We start from the raw sequence: 17,773 nt of genomic DNA on the forward strand, positions 1-17,773 counted from the left end.
ACTAGATATGGAAAATAGGACCAATAACCTCGGCTATTGCAGCGTCTTGCGCATATCGTTTACTTTTGACCAAACTTTTTTGTAGAACTGGAACAGCTCTTCACCGTTTACGTATTCGTCGCGGTCATACTCCAGATCGTTTTTCGTTTCTTGGAAAGAAGTTGCGATTTCTTCGAGTTTTGACAGCAATTGCTGCGTATCCTCTGCTGAAGTCATCGCGTCACTGCGTTTTGCAGCCTTACGCTGGATGGTTGCCATGCTCTTGTGATCCAATGCGCGGAATTTTTCATAGATCGCGAATTCGACGTGCTTGTTGACCTTCATCAGATTGATGAATGGCTCCCACGCATCTTCTTCCTCATCCTTGTCGTAGACGTACAGCGCACCGCGCTTGCAGATGGTGCCTGTGTAAAGGGCTTCGATGAATCGGGTCACCAGCTCTTCTTCGTCCTTGATGGCACCTACGATCTGCTCCAGCTCCTGGATTTTGGCCTCGATTTCTTCGTATTTGCGCACTTCTTGTTCGATCAGACGAATCTGCTCCGGATAGCGAATCAGGTTTTCTTTTGCCATCTCTTCATTAATACTTCCGAACACGTCACGCGTAAATTCTTGCTCCAGACCATCTCTCATGAAGCCTTTAAGCTCAACCAATACACGCTTGATCTCGCCAGGGCTCAGCTTGGTCGCGTCTCCTTGCGCTTGATGCTTCGCCAGGAAGGCGGCCAGCGAGAACGGCTTCGTCACGATGGATTCATAACGGTTGCTGGTCTGGCTGTCGCTGCCTTTTTCACGGATGGCCCCGTAGCGCACCGCACGGTCAAACAGTTCGCGTACTTTGGCGTTATACGCTTTGATCCGCCCGTTTTGGTACGTATCTCCCCACGATTTTTCCGGAATAGGGGATGGGAGGTACGCCCAGTTGTTCTTTTCCGTTTGAACGAGGTGGCGTCCGATACCCTCTCTGTCCAGAATTGTACGTTCGTAGCTTTCCTCGTAGACCTTCAACGGTGTGTAAGCGAACAGTGGAACACCGTTTTTCGTATTCAGCCAGAAGATGCGGTTTTTGACTTCGCTTTCTTTGACGGTGAAGCGCGATCCGCTAATCGCTGTATTTTGATAGTTTTTAATCCCCTTCAAGATCGATGGTGCTTTCAGTGGCACGGATACAAAGCCCCAGGAAGGGAAATGCATATTGCCGAGATTGTTGCTCAGATGGAAGACCGGAATCGCTTCTTCATCCAGCTTGCTCGCAATCTTGCGCTCTACGATGCGATCGAGTGTCTCGTCCTGACCGTATTTAATCACGAGGAATTCTTCCATCGACTTGGTGATCACCTCACCGAACTTCTCCGAGAGGAATTCGGAAATCGAGCTGACGATATCCAGCTCCTGCTCTTTGACCCACTGATCGGAGTGTCGCAGCAGCTCACTGGTGAAATCGCGGATCAGGTCATCCACATCTTTTTGCTCCAGGATGTTGCTGACGACCTTGGAGATATCCGGCACACTGACGATGTTCCAGTAGTACGTTTTGTTGCCAGTGCGGTCACTCTCTTCTCCCCCGTTGATCAGGATGTCGCCGTTTTGCTCAAAAATTTGATTGAGTGCGTTCAAAATCTCAGTAAATACGTTATAAATGCGGTTGTTTTCTGCATTCAACAAACGATGCAGCTCTTCGTAGAATTCGATCATTTGCTCCAGCTTTTCCTGATCAGCCAAGAGCTGGTATTCGTTGATCTTCGCTTCGATGTAGCTGTTTTTCTTCTTCTCCTTGGAGATGAAAGCACTGCGGGCATCGCCCAGCTTTTCATTCGCGTTCTCTCGTGCGCCCTCGATCTCAGGCGGGAAGCTCTCCAAATTCGCCTTGAGGCTCTCGATGTAGGAGAGGATCATTTTCATCAGGCAGTAGCCTTTGTCCGAATGAATCAAACGGGACGCATAGAATGGTCCTTGCTGCGGGTGCAGGAATACACGCGTGATCATTTCGCCAAAAACAGAGATCATGTCGCCTGGCATCTGCTTTTTGGACTTGATGTACGCTTCGCGCGCTTTGGCGAGATAGCCTTGCTCTAACTCGTGGTCGATGCTCACGACTTGCTGGGTAATGACGTTGCTGTAGTTCAAACGCTCGCTGTTTTCATAGCCTGGCAACGGTTCTGGAACGCGCTCCTCGAACTTGCGGGAAATCGAGTCGATGTCGATTCCGAGCTTGCGGGCGAATTTCTCTGCATCTTCTTGCGTTGGTGCTACCGTGAACATTTTTTCCATCTTTTTAAACAAGCGATAGGCCAGGTACGTTGTCATCTCTTCGATCGGCAAGACAGCAGAGGAAGCACCGATGACGTTGTACTGATAGTTGGCTGCGTACGCTTTTGGCATCTGGTTGATGTTCGTACGGATGTTGCTGATATAGTCGTGGATCGCAAACTCTTCACCCGAGCGCTTTTCTTCGCTCGCCATGAAGTTCGTAATGTTTTCCGCGGTCACGTTCATGCAGTAATCGTACGCGTTTTCCAATGCTTTGCCTTCCAGATTGGTCGCAGAAATCAAATGGCACAGGTTGAATGGCGGCATCGGCGATTGGACGGTGAGCACGTTGCCGTATTGCTGGCGGAAACGCTCGTTTCGCTCGTCCGCATTCATCCAGTAGTCCAGCTCTTTTAATGCCGCATAACCATTTTTCATGATGTAGTCACGTGTGTGCGAGCTGAGACTCTTGTTCGACAGGTTGACGTCAGGCGTGAACAGGTAGCCCAGCGTATTCACCTTGTCTACTCCCGCACTTCCGAAGTCGCGCTCCAAAATGCCGCGAACGATATAGGCAATGTCGAGGAAGCAACCGCTCCCCGTTCCCCCGGACAAACCGCTCAAGAGAAATACAGTCAGCTTTTTGTTCGTGCCCTCACACAGCATCTTGACCTTTTTCTCAATGGTTTGGACGACTTGCGTAATTTTCGTAAAGAGGAGAAGTCGCCCGGCCTGGCGTACACCGGATGCGCCGCTGATTCCGTCCGTAATTGTCAGCTCTGGCGAGAGCCAGTCCGTGATGTACGGCTCCAGAATGCTACGATTCTGCAACACACCGCCGATCTCAGGATTGGACAGGAGTACGAACTCCGTCACTGGATCGAGTCCGATGCCTTTGTACTTTTTGTTGCGGTCATGCTCATTCGTTTCAAATGCGATGAATTCAATATTGTCCGGCTTTTCCTTGCGCTTCTTGGAAAGCTGATCTACTGGCAGCTTGAAGCGTCTGTTCACTTGGTATTTCAGGCGCAAAAGCGCATCAATTCCTGTACCGCCTAGACCGATGACGAGCATCGGGTTATCAATGGTATCTACACGAATCTTGTCACTGACGATTCCCCCGCCGAGGGATACGTCCAATTGTTGAATGTGTTCTCTCACAACTGCTTTCATATTCGACTCACTCCTAGACGATGTAATCTACATATAAGGACTTGTTCACATTCGTTAACGAAATTTTGATGCGATCGTTTTTCTTCAGCTCTTTGCCTTTGCTTGCATCGAGGACACGTCCTGCCTTTTCGATTCGGCAGCTCGAACGGTTCTCGATGATCAGCGTATCGTTTTTCCCTGGTAAAAAGATGACCTTCTCTGTCTCCGCAAACTCAGGGGCGAGCTGCAAGAGCTGGTGCAGCTTCACTTTTCCTTTGAACGCGTTCAGTTTCTTGTATTGCGGATTGGACTTTTCGCCTGTATCCTCATCCACGATCTCGATGGCGATTTGGCCCGCGAAGCCCTTATTCGCCTTGCGATAGATCGACAGTGCGTACAATCCAGCACCGATCAACAGGAGGAGAACCAAGATACCTCCTACTACGGTCAGCCATGGAAATGGTTTCGATTCTGCCGCAGGATCAGTGGTTGTGCTCGGCTTGCTCGTTCCAGAGCCTGCTGTTTTCGCAGCATCTACAAGGAGCGGCTTTGTCTCCCGGTAAAAGCTGGTGTCTTCTGCCTTGACTTTTATTTCGTAGGTATGGTCAGCCGGGATTGTGAAGCTGCCTTCGAACCCGCTGCCCGTATTGTTCAGGATGACCTCATTGGTCTTATTGTCCGTCTTGTCATTGACGATCAGTGTCGCCTTCATTTGCTTGTACAGATCAGGACTTGCTACGTTCTGTCCGTTTGAAACAAGAGCAGCCTTGATCGGTACGACATCGCCAGTCTTGAAGCTCTTCGCTGTGACTGGCTCCATCTCCAATTGCAGATCGTAGTTGAAGATGAGGTTAATATCGATTTTTTCCTTCGGGACACCTTTTACCATCAGCTTCCAATCACCCTGCTGTGGCTTGACCAGCTTGATCATCGTGTACGCATTGGACTTCGACAGTCTGACCTGGTTGGAAGGGATTTTTACTTCCTTGCCTGCTGGGTCATACAGCTTCACTTCCACTGCTTTTTGCGACATGATCGAGATGTTGGCTTCCATGACGCTGCCATTCGGGATGGGGATTGGAATCTCCTGAGCTTGGCCGTTTGCGATGAAGCTTTTAACCGGGACAACCTTCAGCTTCAGGTGATTCGCAAAGATTTCGCTCAAGATTTGCGGGAGCTTGTCTGCTGTGCTCGTTTCAAAAAATTTACCATTTGTCTCCGCAGCAATCTGCTGTAGTGTCGTGCGGTTAAGCTGACCGTCTGCGTTCAAGCCAATCGTGTAGATCGGATAGCCTTTGTCTTTGGCCTCTTTCACTGCTTGCTGCAGCTCTTGATCAGACTTTGCTTGGGTACGGCTTGATGCTTTGTTCAAATAGTTGTTTCCGTCTGCCAGCATCACGATGATCGGCGCATTGTTTGGATTGCGGCCCGCATCAAGGATTTTTACTGCTTCCGTTACCCCGACAGAGATATCGGTGTAGGCTCCTTTTTGCAAGCTGTCGATGAAGGCTTTGATATCGTTCTTGTCTTCTTCGGAATTAATCTCAAGCAGTGCTTTTTCCCGCTCGATCTTGTCGGTATAGGCGACGACACCAACCTTGTTCGCTTGGATCGACGTCATGTCGACGAACATTTTCATTGCTTCGTTGCTGACTTTGTTCTTATCGCTCTGGGTCATGGAGTTGCTGACGTCCACGACCAGGACAGCGTCCATATTGTTTCCGCTCGTTTGCGCAAAACCTGGGTGTGTACCAGAGAGGACACTGACCAAGAGCAGGGCAAGACATGCTACGTATCGATATAACATTCGGAATCGTATTATTTGCATAAGAGCTCCTTTTCTTGTTCGTTACAAAGAATTTGTGAAGTGTTGCAAAGAAAGTAAGACTATGACACTATTTCAAGAAGTAGAATACAGATGATAAAAAAGTACTAGAATGATTGCCCCTTACTCGTAATACGATACGACATGATTCTTTGTTACAGATTTCGACAACTTCGTTAGGAGAAATTTTATGTTAACTTACTTTCTTTTGTTTGCGGCTTTTTTGCTGCTAGCGGTCCGATTCCTCAAGCTGCTACGACTGAAACGGCGCAACCTCTCCAACGCCGAAATCGATCAGCATCTTCATGCCTTACTGAATGAGAAGAGGGATTCACCATGAGAAAACGAATCGGCGTCCACTTTCGCAAAACCCGTAAAACCACTCATACGTACGAAAGAATCCAAGCGTGCACACGATGCCATACGTACCATGTCCTGTGGGAGACGCATTGCGAGAGTTGCGGGAGAGCCTACAAACCGATCCGCCAGGTATCCCATGCGGTGACACGCCGCTATGTGCAGACGCGCTTTTTGCTCTTGGGCTTGTTCGTCTGTCTAGCTCTCCTTTCTGCGGATACCCTTTTGCAATTGGCTCTCGCAGGAGGTATTGGCTGTGTGTTGTTCGTCTTGTTTTTCGTGATACAGAAAAAATACGGCATCTATGAAAGAGACGTACAATTCCAACACTTTCTAACACGGGAAATGGAGACGCTCAAGAAATCACTCCTCCGTCATTTGGAGGAAGTGGGCAACGACGTCAAAGAAGGACATCTCAAGGAAGCTTATGAAAAAACGAGAGAGATCGGGCATTTCATCGATTCCGATACGATCAAGATACGCAAAATCATGTTCCTCAATCATTACGTCCTGCGCAAAGACATGGAGCTAGAGCTCGAAACGCTCATCCCGTCTATGTATGACAAGGACTTCATGGAATATGTGCGCGAAGTCATCAAGGTCCAGCCTTCGCTCGTCAAAAGATCCGTGCTTACCTATGTCAGACGTTATAAAAAGCAAATATTGTTGCTGGAAAACGGGGATCAACTCATTGGTCAAGTGGCAGGTGCGGCGCTCCGCATGAAGTCTTATGTGGACGAGTATCAGGATCTGATTATCGAATTCATCGATTTTTTGCCTCGCGAGCGCCTTCTGCGATTGGCAAAAATGGTACAAACCCATAAGGATGAAGGCTGGGAACAACTATATCATTCTACCAAAAACAGGGTGGATACGCATTACGCGTTTGACCCGGATTTCAAAGGCTTACTGTGAAGGAGGGGCCTTTTATGTTGCCTATCTCTCCCTATCATAGGTCCCTGTGGGTCCGTAATATTTTTCTCGGACTCTTTGCCTTGGGTTTGATCGCTGTTCTGTTCAAGCTCGGATTCGGGTACAAGCAGATTACGTTGTATAAACAAGCAAAGGCGTTTTATGAACAAAAGAACCTGCTGCAAGCCGAGGAAACCTTTTCTCGTGCGCATGATATGGCCGTCCTGTCCTACGGGGATGACGAATGGAACTCTATCATGTTCCAACTGGCTTCGATCCGTACTGAGCTGGAGGGGCTTCAACAGCAATCGCGGGCGGCCATTTCGGAAAAGAAGGTCGCAGAAATCGGTACGGTCTATGAACAATATCAAGCTGTCAAAAAGAATTACCAGAATCAAAAGGACGTACCAGCAATGTTTTTCCAGCAATTGTCCGCTCAATTGGGGATGGATAAGAGCTTTTCCGATTATTACTTGAATGCCTTGCAAACAGCCAAGGCTCAGGCACAATCGAATCTCGACAAGGAAAACTACCAGGACGAATCTTTCATCGAAACACTCATTGCCATTCCAGCTGAATACTACGGCGGCAAAAAGAAGAAGCAGGCTGAGCTTATGGCCTTGTTCCAAGACTATGAAAAGACGAAGCTGCGGAAATTGATCGCTTCTGCTCCTTTTGAAGAAGTCATCACCAAAACGGCTACAAGCATACGCCATTACGAAAAGCTGGGTATCGAGACAGATTGGTTAGTGGGTCAGTTGGAAAAGTATGCGCTAGCTGAAATCAAGGAAGTCATTCGTTCAAAGGATTTGAGTGCCTTCGTTGACATGGCTGCCGCCTATCGCAAAATCGAGGATGTGCTTTCCAGTGATTCACCTGTCCTCGATTCGATCACCCGCTATCTGGAAGGCAAGCTCAAGCAGGCAGAACAATACATCAAGTCGTTTGAGTTCACCAAAGCGCGTGAATTATACGAACAGTTGAATCCGCTCCAGGATACGGCTACACTCCTGTCCGATCTGAATAAACTCTGGTTGGAATACGATCCAGCACGTTTATTGCAATTGAGATATCCAGACAGAACCTTCACCGATATACTCTCCGGCACAGATCGCTGGGGAGCAAAGGTTTACGCATTTGGACTCTCTGAGGCAGATCATCGTCTTTACTTCGCAGCGAAAATGCCGAATGACTCGGTCCTCTATCTGGATCAGTCACTGGATGTGGACTTAAAAACGGCAAAGGCTAAGATCGACGATAAGCTCGGAAGTAAAGAAAAGCCTGTGATTATCGTAAGTGCTTCCGGCAAGGAGCGTGCTAACGCCTACGCGGCACTCTCTCCGAATTTGACAAAAGAGTCACTCGATAAGCGTTTTTCGGTTGAGGCAGATGAATTCAGCGTAGAAGACTCCGAGCACGTGATCCTAAAAAATGCGGTGGGGAAAGGGGAAAACGAAATCGCTTTGTTCAAGCTCGAGGACAATGGCTTGGCTTACATCGAAAAGCTGGCTGATTTGGAGCAGAGCTCCGAAGAAACGACCGAGGGAACTGGGTCAGGAGAAGCGCCTTCCCCTGCTGACAGCTCAACAGAAGCGACGGATCATCCTTCCCCTGCCACTCAAAAAACCGATGTTTTTGCAGGTCCCGGTGAAGAATATGAAAAGATCGGTCAGGTAGCAGCAGATGGTTCCTTCCAAGTCATCGCAGATCTGAATGGCTGGTACCAGATTGTGTTTGACGGAAAAGAAGGCTGGATACGCGCTACCGAATCAACGCCGTAATCTGTTTGCTGAATTAGGAGCTCCCCCTCGCGATCATGGCATACCTTCCTTGATCTGCGTCGGGGGCTTTTCCTCATTTTTCCGCGTTGCACTAGGTATCAGATTATTCTATAATTTATTTTTATTTTATAGACAGATAGGAGTGAGAAGAGATGTTTGGAATCGTTCATTATGAAGCATTCCTGATGACTGCAATCATGCTGAACCTGATACCCGGCTCAGACACAATGTACATCATCACCCGCAGCATTTCGCAAGGAAAACAGGCAGGTATTCTTTCGGTTCTCGGCATTTTGACAGGCTCACTCATTCACACGCTCTTGGCTGCTTTCGGCTTGTCGCTCCTTTTGGCGCAATCCATCGTGCTTTTTAACATCGTCAAAATATTGGGGGTCGCCTATCTCGTCTATTTGGGCATTCGCATGCTCATAACGAAGGAATCACCAGCTTTTGACGCAGCCGATTCCAAGAAGCTAAAGGGTGAAAAGGTCTATTTGCAAGCGATTCTGACAAGTGTCACGAATCCAAAGGTCGCCCTGTTTTTTATCGCCTTCCTCCCGCAATTTGTTAGCGCGACCGAAGCCGGCCCACTCCCTTTCCTTATTCTCGGCCTCACTTTTACCGTTACGGGTGGCATCTGGTGTAGTCTTCTCGCCCTGTTTGCTTCCTTCGCTACGCAAAAATTGCGTAATAATCAGAAGTTCTCTGTCATTCTCAACAAGCTGACGGGGATTGTTTTTATCGGGATGGGGTTGAATCTGTTGCGGGCGAAAGCGAATCCTTAGGAGGTTGTCTATGAAAAAGATTATTTCTGTACTTGCACTCAGGTTTTAGTTCGATTTGTTTCGAAAAGCGTCGCCTATTAACCATAGAATGTAGACCGAAAAAGCCAGAAAGGAGATTCTTCCTACTCTGGCTTTTTTCATGTTCAGAAATTGTATAGTTCCAAAGATTATGATACCTCTAGGCATTTTTTCATAATTGGAACAGCAGGTGAATCTGTTGTTCTCGACTAGCAAGACTTGTACAACGAAGGATGCTCTTGCCGAACAAAGTTAACGAAAAATTGGGACAAGGGGGGAAAGATGAATTGAGTTAACGGTGCGAAAAGGGAGTTGAAGAATGTGCGAGTGCTGTTAAGTGCCGGGTTTATCCTGGCAGGCTTATTCCTCCTTTTCTATCCTCAATGGGAAACGGCGGTATCTGCACAAAAGCAGGAACAGCTCATCGAAGCGTTCGAACAACTGAGCAACGTCAGCGAGCAAATAGAAACAGCTACATCAGAGGACCCACCAGCTCCTCAGATACAAGAGCCGCTCGCTATGTTGGAAGGTGCCAGAGGCGTGATTCGGATTCCCAAAATTGATCTGGAAATGATGATTTTTGAAGGCGCGGACAAGCATGCCTTGAGTAAAGGTGTTGGCCTGATCGAGCCAGACAAGGAATTCGGCGTGAACAATGTTGGACTGGCAGGTCATCGCGGGATTACTCACGGTAAGCAATTCAATCGCTTGGACGAACTAGCACCTAACGATGAGATTGAGATCAAGACGAAAACGGCAACCTACCAATTCGTTGTCGTGAAAGCCTTTATCGTAGATCGTACACAAGTAGAAGTTCTAGAGGATCAAAAGAAGCCAATGATCACCTTAGTTACATGCACCCCTGTTGGAGCAAAGGATCCGAAGGACAGACTGATCGTTCAAGCTGAATGGAAACAAACGACTTCATCTCAGCCCTAACACGTCCTACTGAAAGACGGAATGAGTAGTTTTATTTAGTACAGGAGGAGCATATGCAAAGGAAATCTTGGATCGTTGTGGTGGCACTTTTGCTCATCATCCAAAACTTTTTCGGTTTCACGACAACCACGTATGCCCAAACACAAGGTGAGGTTGTCGTAGAGAATAGTGGGGAGCCGGGAACGGATAACCCTACTGATCCGGGCACAGGGACTCCTACCGATCCGGGCACAGGTAACCCTACCGATCCGGGAACGGGGACTCCTACCGATCCGGGCACAGGGACTCCTACTGATCCGGGTACTGGAACTCCTACCGATCCGGGCACAGGGACTCCTACCGATCCGGGTACTGGGACTCCTACCGATCCGGGTACTGGGACTCCTACCGATCCGGGTACTGGAACTCCTACCGATCCAGGTACTGGAACTCCTACCGATCCGGGTACTGGAACTCCTACCGATCCGGGTACAGGGACCCCGACTACGCCACCTGTTGAACCACCAGTTCCTCTACCAGAGGTTCCGGTACCAGTTCCAGATCCTGATGACAACATCGTCAAAGACAACATCATCACCAGCGTAGTCATGAAGGACAAAGACGGAAACAACATTGAAGACATCCGCCCCGATCAGGGCTCGCGTGTTCAAGTTGATTTCACCTGGAAAATCCCTGCCGGACATCCTTACTCAGGAGGTGCCACCTTTACCTTCACTCTCCCAGACAAGTTTAAGACCGATCGTATTTTGACCGGAGATCTGGATGGAGGCTACGGCACCTATGAAGTGACAACCGATGGCACCGTCACCTTCACTTTTAGCGATACCATCAACGATGGCGCTGAGATCAATGACGGAACGTTCTTTGTGTGGCGGGAATTCGATGAGAAAAAGTTTGAGGGCGGCACGAGACAGGAAATCGATTTCAAATTCGATGGCATCGCTCCTATCTCTGTCCATTTCAAAGGCAAAAACAACAATGAAATCGACAAGAACGGAAAAGCAAACAAGGGAATGAATCCTAGCTATCTCGACTGGACCGTCGATTTCAACCTAAGCGAAAATCCGATTAAAGGCGCTGTCTTTACAGATGAGCTTCCAAGCGGTCTGGATATCGACATGAGCTCGATTAAGGTCTTCCCATTAGACGTTCAGTTGAATGGCTCTGTTAAACCAAAGGCTGAGGTAACTACCTTCACTCCTGAGAAATTGACAGAAGGAAATGGGTTCAAAATGAACTTTGGGGACATCGACGGTGCTTATCGCGTCACGTACAAGACCAACGTCACCGGTACGACAGATACAACCTACACGAATAAAGCCACTGTCACAGGAACGAACCTTCCAAAGGATTTAATCGATTCCGCAAATGTCTCTGTCCGATTCAGCCAGCCTCTGAACAAAAAAGCGATTGACTATGATTACACCAAACAGACGATCACCTGGGCTATTCAGTACAACTACAATGAAAAACTAATCAATCAAGGTGATGCATGGCTCGAGGATCGCTTTGATACCAGTCATCAAGAGCTCGTGAATGGTTCTTTTACCGTTCATAAAATGACCATCGACGACAACGGAAACGGAAAAAAAGACGGGGCTGCCATCACAGGGTACAACGTAACCGAGTCGGCAACCGGCTTCCGCTTGGAGTTTGATCATGACGTATCGGCTGCTTACGAAATTACCTACCAAACCAAAGCTAAAAATCGGGTCCACCAAGACAGCTACCTCGTGAAAAATGAAGTAGAAATCTACGACGGAACCAAAAAAGATGCATCCAAAGAGATCACGCAAGCAATCTTCTGGAAAAACGCCAAAAAAGAAAAAGTTGATTACCTGAATAAAACGATCGAATGGACGCTTAGTCTAAACGAGGACAATCAGGTGATGGATGAAGTCGTCATTACCGACAGTTATGCTGGTCAAGGGCTGACGCTTCTTCCTGACAAAGTAAAAATCAACGATTGGACAAAGGATTTGGAAGAAGGTTCTGACAAAGACTACAGCATCTCTCCGAATCCAAAGTACGAGGATGGATTCAAGATCACCTTCCATAAACCAGTCACAAAAGCCCTTGTGATTACGTACCTGACGAAGTTCGATCCTACTTCCAAGGACCGTCCATCCGCGTACAAAAACAAGGCTGAAATGAACTGGAAAGAAAATGGGAATGCACAAGACCCTATCACGAAATCCGCTACTGTTAAACCAGACAGCTACACCAGCAATAACGGCAACAAAACAGGTAAATACGACGCCCGCACAAAAGAAATCACGTGGACAATCGATGTGAACTATAACCTTCACAAGATTAGCAACGCGATCATTCGGGATTTTTATGCCGGAGAACAAACTTTTGTGAAGGACTCGTTACGCGTGCATAAGTTACTGCTTACAGGTGGAGCAGACGGTGTGAAAGTGGTCGAAGGACCTGTTGTTCCTATCAAATTCGACCCATTAACCAACGGTTTTGAGCTGCATCTTGGCGAGATCGACTCGGCCTATCGCATCACGTACACAACCAGTTTGGCTGATCTGCCTGTCGGAGAAGTGTACGAAAACAATGCCACTATGCATGATAGTGACATAACAGGCACTCCACTCTATAAAGGCAAGACGACCGTCAGACCGACATACGGTGGGCAGTACGTCCTCAAAACAGGCGCACAAGGTACAGGAGCAGACTCAGAGTATGCAACATGGACAGTAAAAATCAATCCGAGCCAGTCGTACATTTCGGCAGGTGCTGCATTGACCGATACGCTGTCTGGCAATCAAATTCTGATGAAAGACTCCTTCAAGCTCTTTACGACAAACGTCTCTGAATCCGGTGCCCTGACTATCGGAAAAGAAGTGACCTCTGAGGACTACACATTAGAAGTAGTCGGCAACACCTTTAAACTGACTTTCAAAAACGACCTGCACACTGCCTACATCCTGGAGTACCGCTCCTTTATCAATGCTGATCATGGAGAGGTCATCAAAAACGAAGCCTCTTTTGCAGGGAAAACAGTTGTAGGTAAAGGGAAAGACGGACAAGAAGGTATCAAAGTCAGCTTGTCCGGTGCTGGTGGCGGAGCCGGCACGCCTGGCAAAGGCGACTTGAAAATCATCAAAACAGACGCAGATACGAAAAAGGCATTGGCAGGCGCCACGTTTGGTCTGTACGACAAGGCAGGGAAAACCTTGCTGGAAACAGTCGTGACCGATGAAAATGGTATTGCTACCTTCAAAGGCTACAAATTTAAAGCGTACAAGTTAAAAGAATTATCCGCTCCTGTTGGCTACGTTATCGCAGACGAGTACAGAAACGGAAAAGACATTACGTTAAAAGCTCCTGCAGGTGCTGACCCTGCTATTCCAGTTACAATCGAAATGGCCATCGACAACAAGCTGCTCCGTCAAGGATTTGAGTTAACCAAAGTTGACGCGGAGAATGCTGGCAAAGCACTGGAAGGCGCTGTCTTCAATCTGCAGGTTGAAAAGGGCGGAGCATTCGAAACGATCGCGGAGCTGACAACCGGCTCTGACGGAAAAGTCTCCAAAGGCGATCTGGCAGAAGGAAACTATCAGCTAGTCGAAACGAAAGCTCCGAAGGGATACAAGCTGGATGCCACTCCGATTTCATTCAAAATCGCCTCCAACCAGACAGAAATTGTAACCCTTACGAAAAAGAACGCCAAAAATATTGGGTCCGTTCAATTGTTGAAAGTGGACCACTACACCAAAGAGCCACTTCCTGGCGTAACCTTTGAGCTTCAGGATGCTGACGGGAAAGTACTGCAAAGTGGACTCACAACGGATAAGAACGGTATCATTCTCCTCGAAAACCTGAAAGCAGGATTCTACCAGCTCGTGGAAACAAAAGCCCTTGCTGATTATGAGCTTGCTGAACCACTGAAATTCGAAGTGACAGAGGAAGGCATTGCCTCTCTTACGTTGACCAACAGATTGAACCCAGGGTCTGTGAAACTGACCAAAGTAAGAACGGGATACCCAAATCATAAGCTCAAAGGAGCTGAATTTACGCTCCGAGATGAAAATGGTCAAGTAGCCAAAGATATGAACGGGCAGGAGCTTACCAAGCTGACAACAGATGGCAACGGAGAGCTGATTGTCGAAGGACTGAATCCGGGCAAATATGAGTTTATCGAGACGAAAGCACCTGCTGGTTATGTAAAAAGCAGCAAGCCAATCGAGTTCGAGATTAAAAGAAACCAAGTAGCTGGCGACCATGTGTTGGTCACTGTCGAAAATGACGCGACCTCCGGTGGTGGAGGCGGCGGTGGTGGCGGAACTCCTGAGCCAAAACCTGAACCGGAGCCCGAAAAGCCAGAGCCGAAGCCAGAGCCTGAACCAGAACCAAAACCAGAGCCCGAACCGGAAAAACCAGAGAAGCCGGATAGACCGGATAGACCAGACAAACCGGATAAACCAGGTAAACCTGGCAAACCGGATCAACCTGGCAAACCAGACCAACCTGGAAACCCAGACCAACCTGGCAAACCAGACCAACCTGGAAACCCAGACCAACCTGGTAAACCAGACCAACCTGGTAAACCAGACCAACCTGGTAAACCAGACCAACCTGGAAACCCAGACCAGCCTGGTAACTCGGATCAATCTGGCACTCCTGATGCAAACAACAACACTTCAGGAGAGTCGAATCAAACAGGAAATACAACCAAACCGAACGATTCGGGAGCTGCTAATAACTCCAACGTCCTAGAAACCAGCAACGAATCTCCATCAACAGGTAAAGTATTGCCTCAAACTGGAGAGCAGGCTAACCCACTCCCTATCGTTGCAGGTATTGTTTCGATCTTGATCGGTATTTCGATCATGTATCGCAGAAATAAGAAAGCATAGTTCATCTAAAGGACCGAGTCCAGGGATATTCCCGGCTTGGTCCTCTTTTTTCCCCCTACTCTAGCAATTGCCGGAGAAGCGGTTCACTTTTATACAAAATCTCCAGATGTGTTGCCTCAACGTAATAACGCTCACCTTCCAGCGCGAATACACTGTTCGCCATGACACTCCCATCCCCAGCATCACTATTGATCGAGCCCACTACTCTTCCATCGACCCATTTATCGGGGGATAGCGAAGGGACTGTTCGCAGGTAATGAATCGTTTCATGTCCGATGCCAGCTACCAGCGTGACGCGAATATTGCGAGCTGCGATGATCCCCATCGTTGCGTTCAAATAGTCCATGTATTGATTTTTCACGACCATCTGTCCATAAGGCACGAAGGCTTCTACCCCCTGTTTTTTCTCCAGCAAATAATCGCCATATGCTGCTGACGGAGTAAGGTCAAGGAGACTGGGAAAGTGTCTGTGAATAGCTTGTATACGATGAAAAGGGATGCTTTGCTCCAAATAGGCCAGATATACACTCATGTATAGCTCCACGACATTTCTTTTGCCAGAAACGGAGCGCGGTAGCTTCCCTCCTGCCCAATAGCTGTAGGCGACAGGCGATCCTGCGTTGGGAGTCGCAAAAATAAGCAGCTGATCTACATCATTTTGATAAAATCCGCTCTGGACATAGGCTCTAGCAACAAGCCCCCCCATGCTATGGCAAATGAGATTGACACAAGGGGAACCAGTCATTTGCTTCGCTCGCTCGATGGCAGGCAGCAAAAAGCGCTCAGCTGAAATATCGATCTGCCTTCGCCAATCATAAAAAGCTACAAACAGTTGTTCATTGAGGGGGTAACCCATTTTTCCAAGCAAACGGATAAATGGCTCGTAAGCCGTTCGGGCAAACCCGAAGCCCCAGTCACCAGTACCCGGAATAATATGATCACTCATCGACCCAAACAGCCCCGGAACAAAAACAATCGGTGCCTTTGGCGCAAGAAAAGAACTCATGCTTGCACTCCTTCCCCTCTCTTTTGTCCCATGACCAGAAGGAAAACAACATATGCTCTTGCCTATGCCAGTGAAGCTTGGGAGGTTCCCTTGCTTCGATGAGTCTCATCATTTTTTACCGAAATGGAGCGAATCGTTACAATAATCTTCCCACTTGAGCGTAACAAAGCGATATAATAAAGCGTCTAACGAATTGGCTAATGTAGTAAGCAAATCTATACTTGTCGGAGGATTGGCAAAAATGAAGGTACGCAAGTGGTTTATGCTTTTGCTAATGTTCGTACTATGTATTCCAACGATGGGGATATCCGTGCAGGCTGCGCAGACATCCTCTGGCATCAGCATCTATTTGGACGGGCAACAAATCAAAAGTGACGTCGCTCCGTACATTGTTCCAAAAGCAGACGTAACGATGGTTCCAATGCGGGTGATCGGTGAAAATTTGGGAGCCGAAGTAAATTGGGAGCCAAAATCTCAAACCGCAACGATCAGTAAGCAGGATACCTTGTTGTCGCTGACGGTTAATCAAAAGAACGCTCGCGTGAACAACAACAGCATCCCACTTGATGCTTCTGTTCAGAACAAACAAGGGAGAATTATGGTTCCGCTGCGTTTTGTCTCTGAGCAGCTGGGTCTTGCGGTAAACTGGGAAGACAAAACAAGAACCATTCGCCTGCAAAGCGGCAACGTCGCTACCATGACTCCGCCACCACAGGATATATTGAGTGGAAACAGCGAGATGGAACCAGGCACACCTGTCGTGACAAATGGAGATTTGCGCGGGGTATGGATATCTACGGTCTACAACTTGGACTGGCCATCTTCCGGTTCATACGGAAATCCAGCAAAGCAGCAACAAGAATACATACAGCTACTCGATGAGCTGCAAGCCATGGGAATGAACGCTGCTTTCGTGCAAGTTCGCCCATCTGGAGATGCACTGTATCCTTCTACACTCACTCCATGGTCGAGATTTTTGACGGGAACTCCGGGGAAAGATCCTGGCTACGACCCGCTTGCCTTTATGGTACAAGAAACACATAGACGCGGGATGCAATTCCATGCTTGGTTCAACCCGTTCCGTGCCACTACAGATGCAAAAACAGACCAATTGCCAGCGAATCACGTGATCAAGCAGCATCCTGACTGGATTGTGAATGCCAACAAAAAGCTGTACATCAATCCGGGTGTTCCGGCAGCACGTCAGCAAATTATTAATGAAGTAATGGAAGTCGTACAACGCTATGACATCGATGGTGTCCATTTGGATGATTATTTCTATCCTTCCAATGTCGCCTTTGCAGACGATGCAGCATTCAAGGCTTACAACAGCAAAAAAATCGTGTCCAAAGCCGACTGGCGCCGCGATAATATCAATCAGTTTGTTCAACAAATGAATCAGTCTATCAAGAGCGTCAAGCCTCACGTTCAATTCGGGATCAGTCCATTCGGTGTATGGCGCAACAGCAACGTCGATCCGACGGGCTCCGATACAAAAGCTGGCGTTACTGCTTATGACCACATGTTTGCCGATGTGCGCACGTGGATTCAACAAGGATGGATTGATTATGTGACTCCGCAAATTTATTGGAGCTTTTCCTTCGCCCCTGCCCAATACGACAAGCTCGTTACTTGGTGGGCAAACGAAGTACAAGGCACGAACGTCAAGCTCTACATCGGTCATTCGCCATACAAGCTGGGAACGGCCGAAGCTGGCTGGCAGAGTGCCCAGGAGATTATTAACCAGTTGAATTTCAACGCGATGGTTCCTCAGGTTCAAGGCAGCATTTTCTTTAGTGCCAAGGACTTGCGGAAAAATCCATTGGGTCTGCTCCCAGCTCTTAGCAGCTATTACAACCGCTAAATAAATTACCCCC

The 17,773-nt window shown here is 48.0% G+C and carries 10 protein-coding genes; 7 read left to right on the forward strand and 3 right to left on the reverse strand.

Features of this window, described 5'->3' with window-relative positions; translation table 11 throughout:
• Positions 1-33: 33 nt before the first annotated feature.
• Together ACUUHJ_RS30415 and ACUUHJ_RS30420 are read right to left on the reverse strand one after the other, a co-directional pair.
• Positions 34-3,423: a tubulin-like doman-containing protein gene (locus ACUUHJ_RS30415; RefSeq protein WP_472300886.1), complete on the reverse strand. Its 3,390-nt coding sequence runs from the start codon at positions 3,421-3,423 to the stop codon at positions 34-36.
• A gap of 13 nt (positions 3,424-3,436) precedes the next feature.
• Complete coding sequence (locus tag ACUUHJ_RS30420; protein ID WP_472300887.1) at positions 3,437-5,230, reverse strand: vWA domain-containing protein; 1,794 nt, start codon at positions 5,228-5,230, stop codon at positions 3,437-3,439.
• A gap of 187 nt (positions 5,231-5,417) precedes the next feature.
• On the opposite strand from ACUUHJ_RS30420, the gene ACUUHJ_RS30425 reads away from it, so the two are divergent.
• From ACUUHJ_RS30425 to ACUUHJ_RS30450, 6 genes are all read left to right on the forward strand, one after another.
• The gene (locus ACUUHJ_RS30425) at positions 5,418-5,567 is read left to right on the forward strand and encodes a hypothetical protein (RefSeq protein ID WP_007724683.1); all 150 of its coding nucleotides are present in this window, start codon (positions 5,418-5,420) and stop codon (positions 5,565-5,567) included.
• A complete protein-coding gene (locus ACUUHJ_RS30430) occupies positions 5,564-6,499 on the forward strand; it encodes a hypothetical protein (protein WP_472300888.1) in 936 nt (311 codons plus the stop codon). The genes ACUUHJ_RS30425 and ACUUHJ_RS30430 overlap by 4 nt, the downstream gene beginning before the upstream one ends.
• Before the next feature lie 14 nt (positions 6,500-6,513).
• The gene (locus ACUUHJ_RS30435; RefSeq protein ID WP_472300889.1) at positions 6,514-8,277 is read left to right on the forward strand and encodes an SH3 domain-containing protein; all 1,764 of its coding nucleotides are present in this window, start codon (positions 6,514-6,516) and stop codon (positions 8,275-8,277) included.
• Positions 8,278-8,429: 152 nt separating this feature from the next.
• Complete coding sequence (locus tag ACUUHJ_RS30440) at positions 8,430-9,062, forward strand: LysE family translocator (protein ID WP_289675155.1); 633 nt, start codon at positions 8,430-8,432, stop codon at positions 9,060-9,062.
• Between the two features lie 339 nt (positions 9,063-9,401).
• Positions 9,402-10,019, forward strand: a complete 618-nt coding sequence (locus ACUUHJ_RS30445) for a class D sortase (protein ID WP_472300890.1) — start codon at positions 9,402-9,404, stop codon at positions 10,017-10,019.
• A gap of 53 nt (positions 10,020-10,072) precedes the next feature.
• Positions 10,073-14,890, forward strand: coding sequence for a collagen binding domain-containing protein (locus ACUUHJ_RS30450; RefSeq protein ID WP_472300891.1), 4,818 nt, complete (start codon positions 10,073-10,075; stop codon positions 14,888-14,890).
• 55 nt (positions 14,891-14,945) lie between these two features.
• On the opposite strand, the gene ACUUHJ_RS30455 is transcribed toward ACUUHJ_RS30450, so the two are convergent.
• Positions 14,946-15,896 (reverse strand): lipase/acyltransferase domain-containing protein, encoded by a 951-nt coding sequence (locus ACUUHJ_RS30455; RefSeq protein WP_472300892.1) that lies wholly within the window; start codon positions 15,894-15,896, stop codon positions 14,946-14,948.
• A gap of 241 nt (positions 15,897-16,137) precedes the next feature.
• Between ACUUHJ_RS30455 and ACUUHJ_RS30460 the strand changes: the two genes are divergently transcribed.
• Positions 16,138-17,760, forward strand: coding sequence for a family 10 glycosylhydrolase (locus ACUUHJ_RS30460; protein WP_289675160.1), 1,623 nt, complete (start codon positions 16,138-16,140; stop codon positions 17,758-17,760).
• Positions 17,761-17,773: the final 13 nt, after the last annotated feature.

It is taken from the genome of Brevibacillus schisleri, from assembly GCF_055685845.1.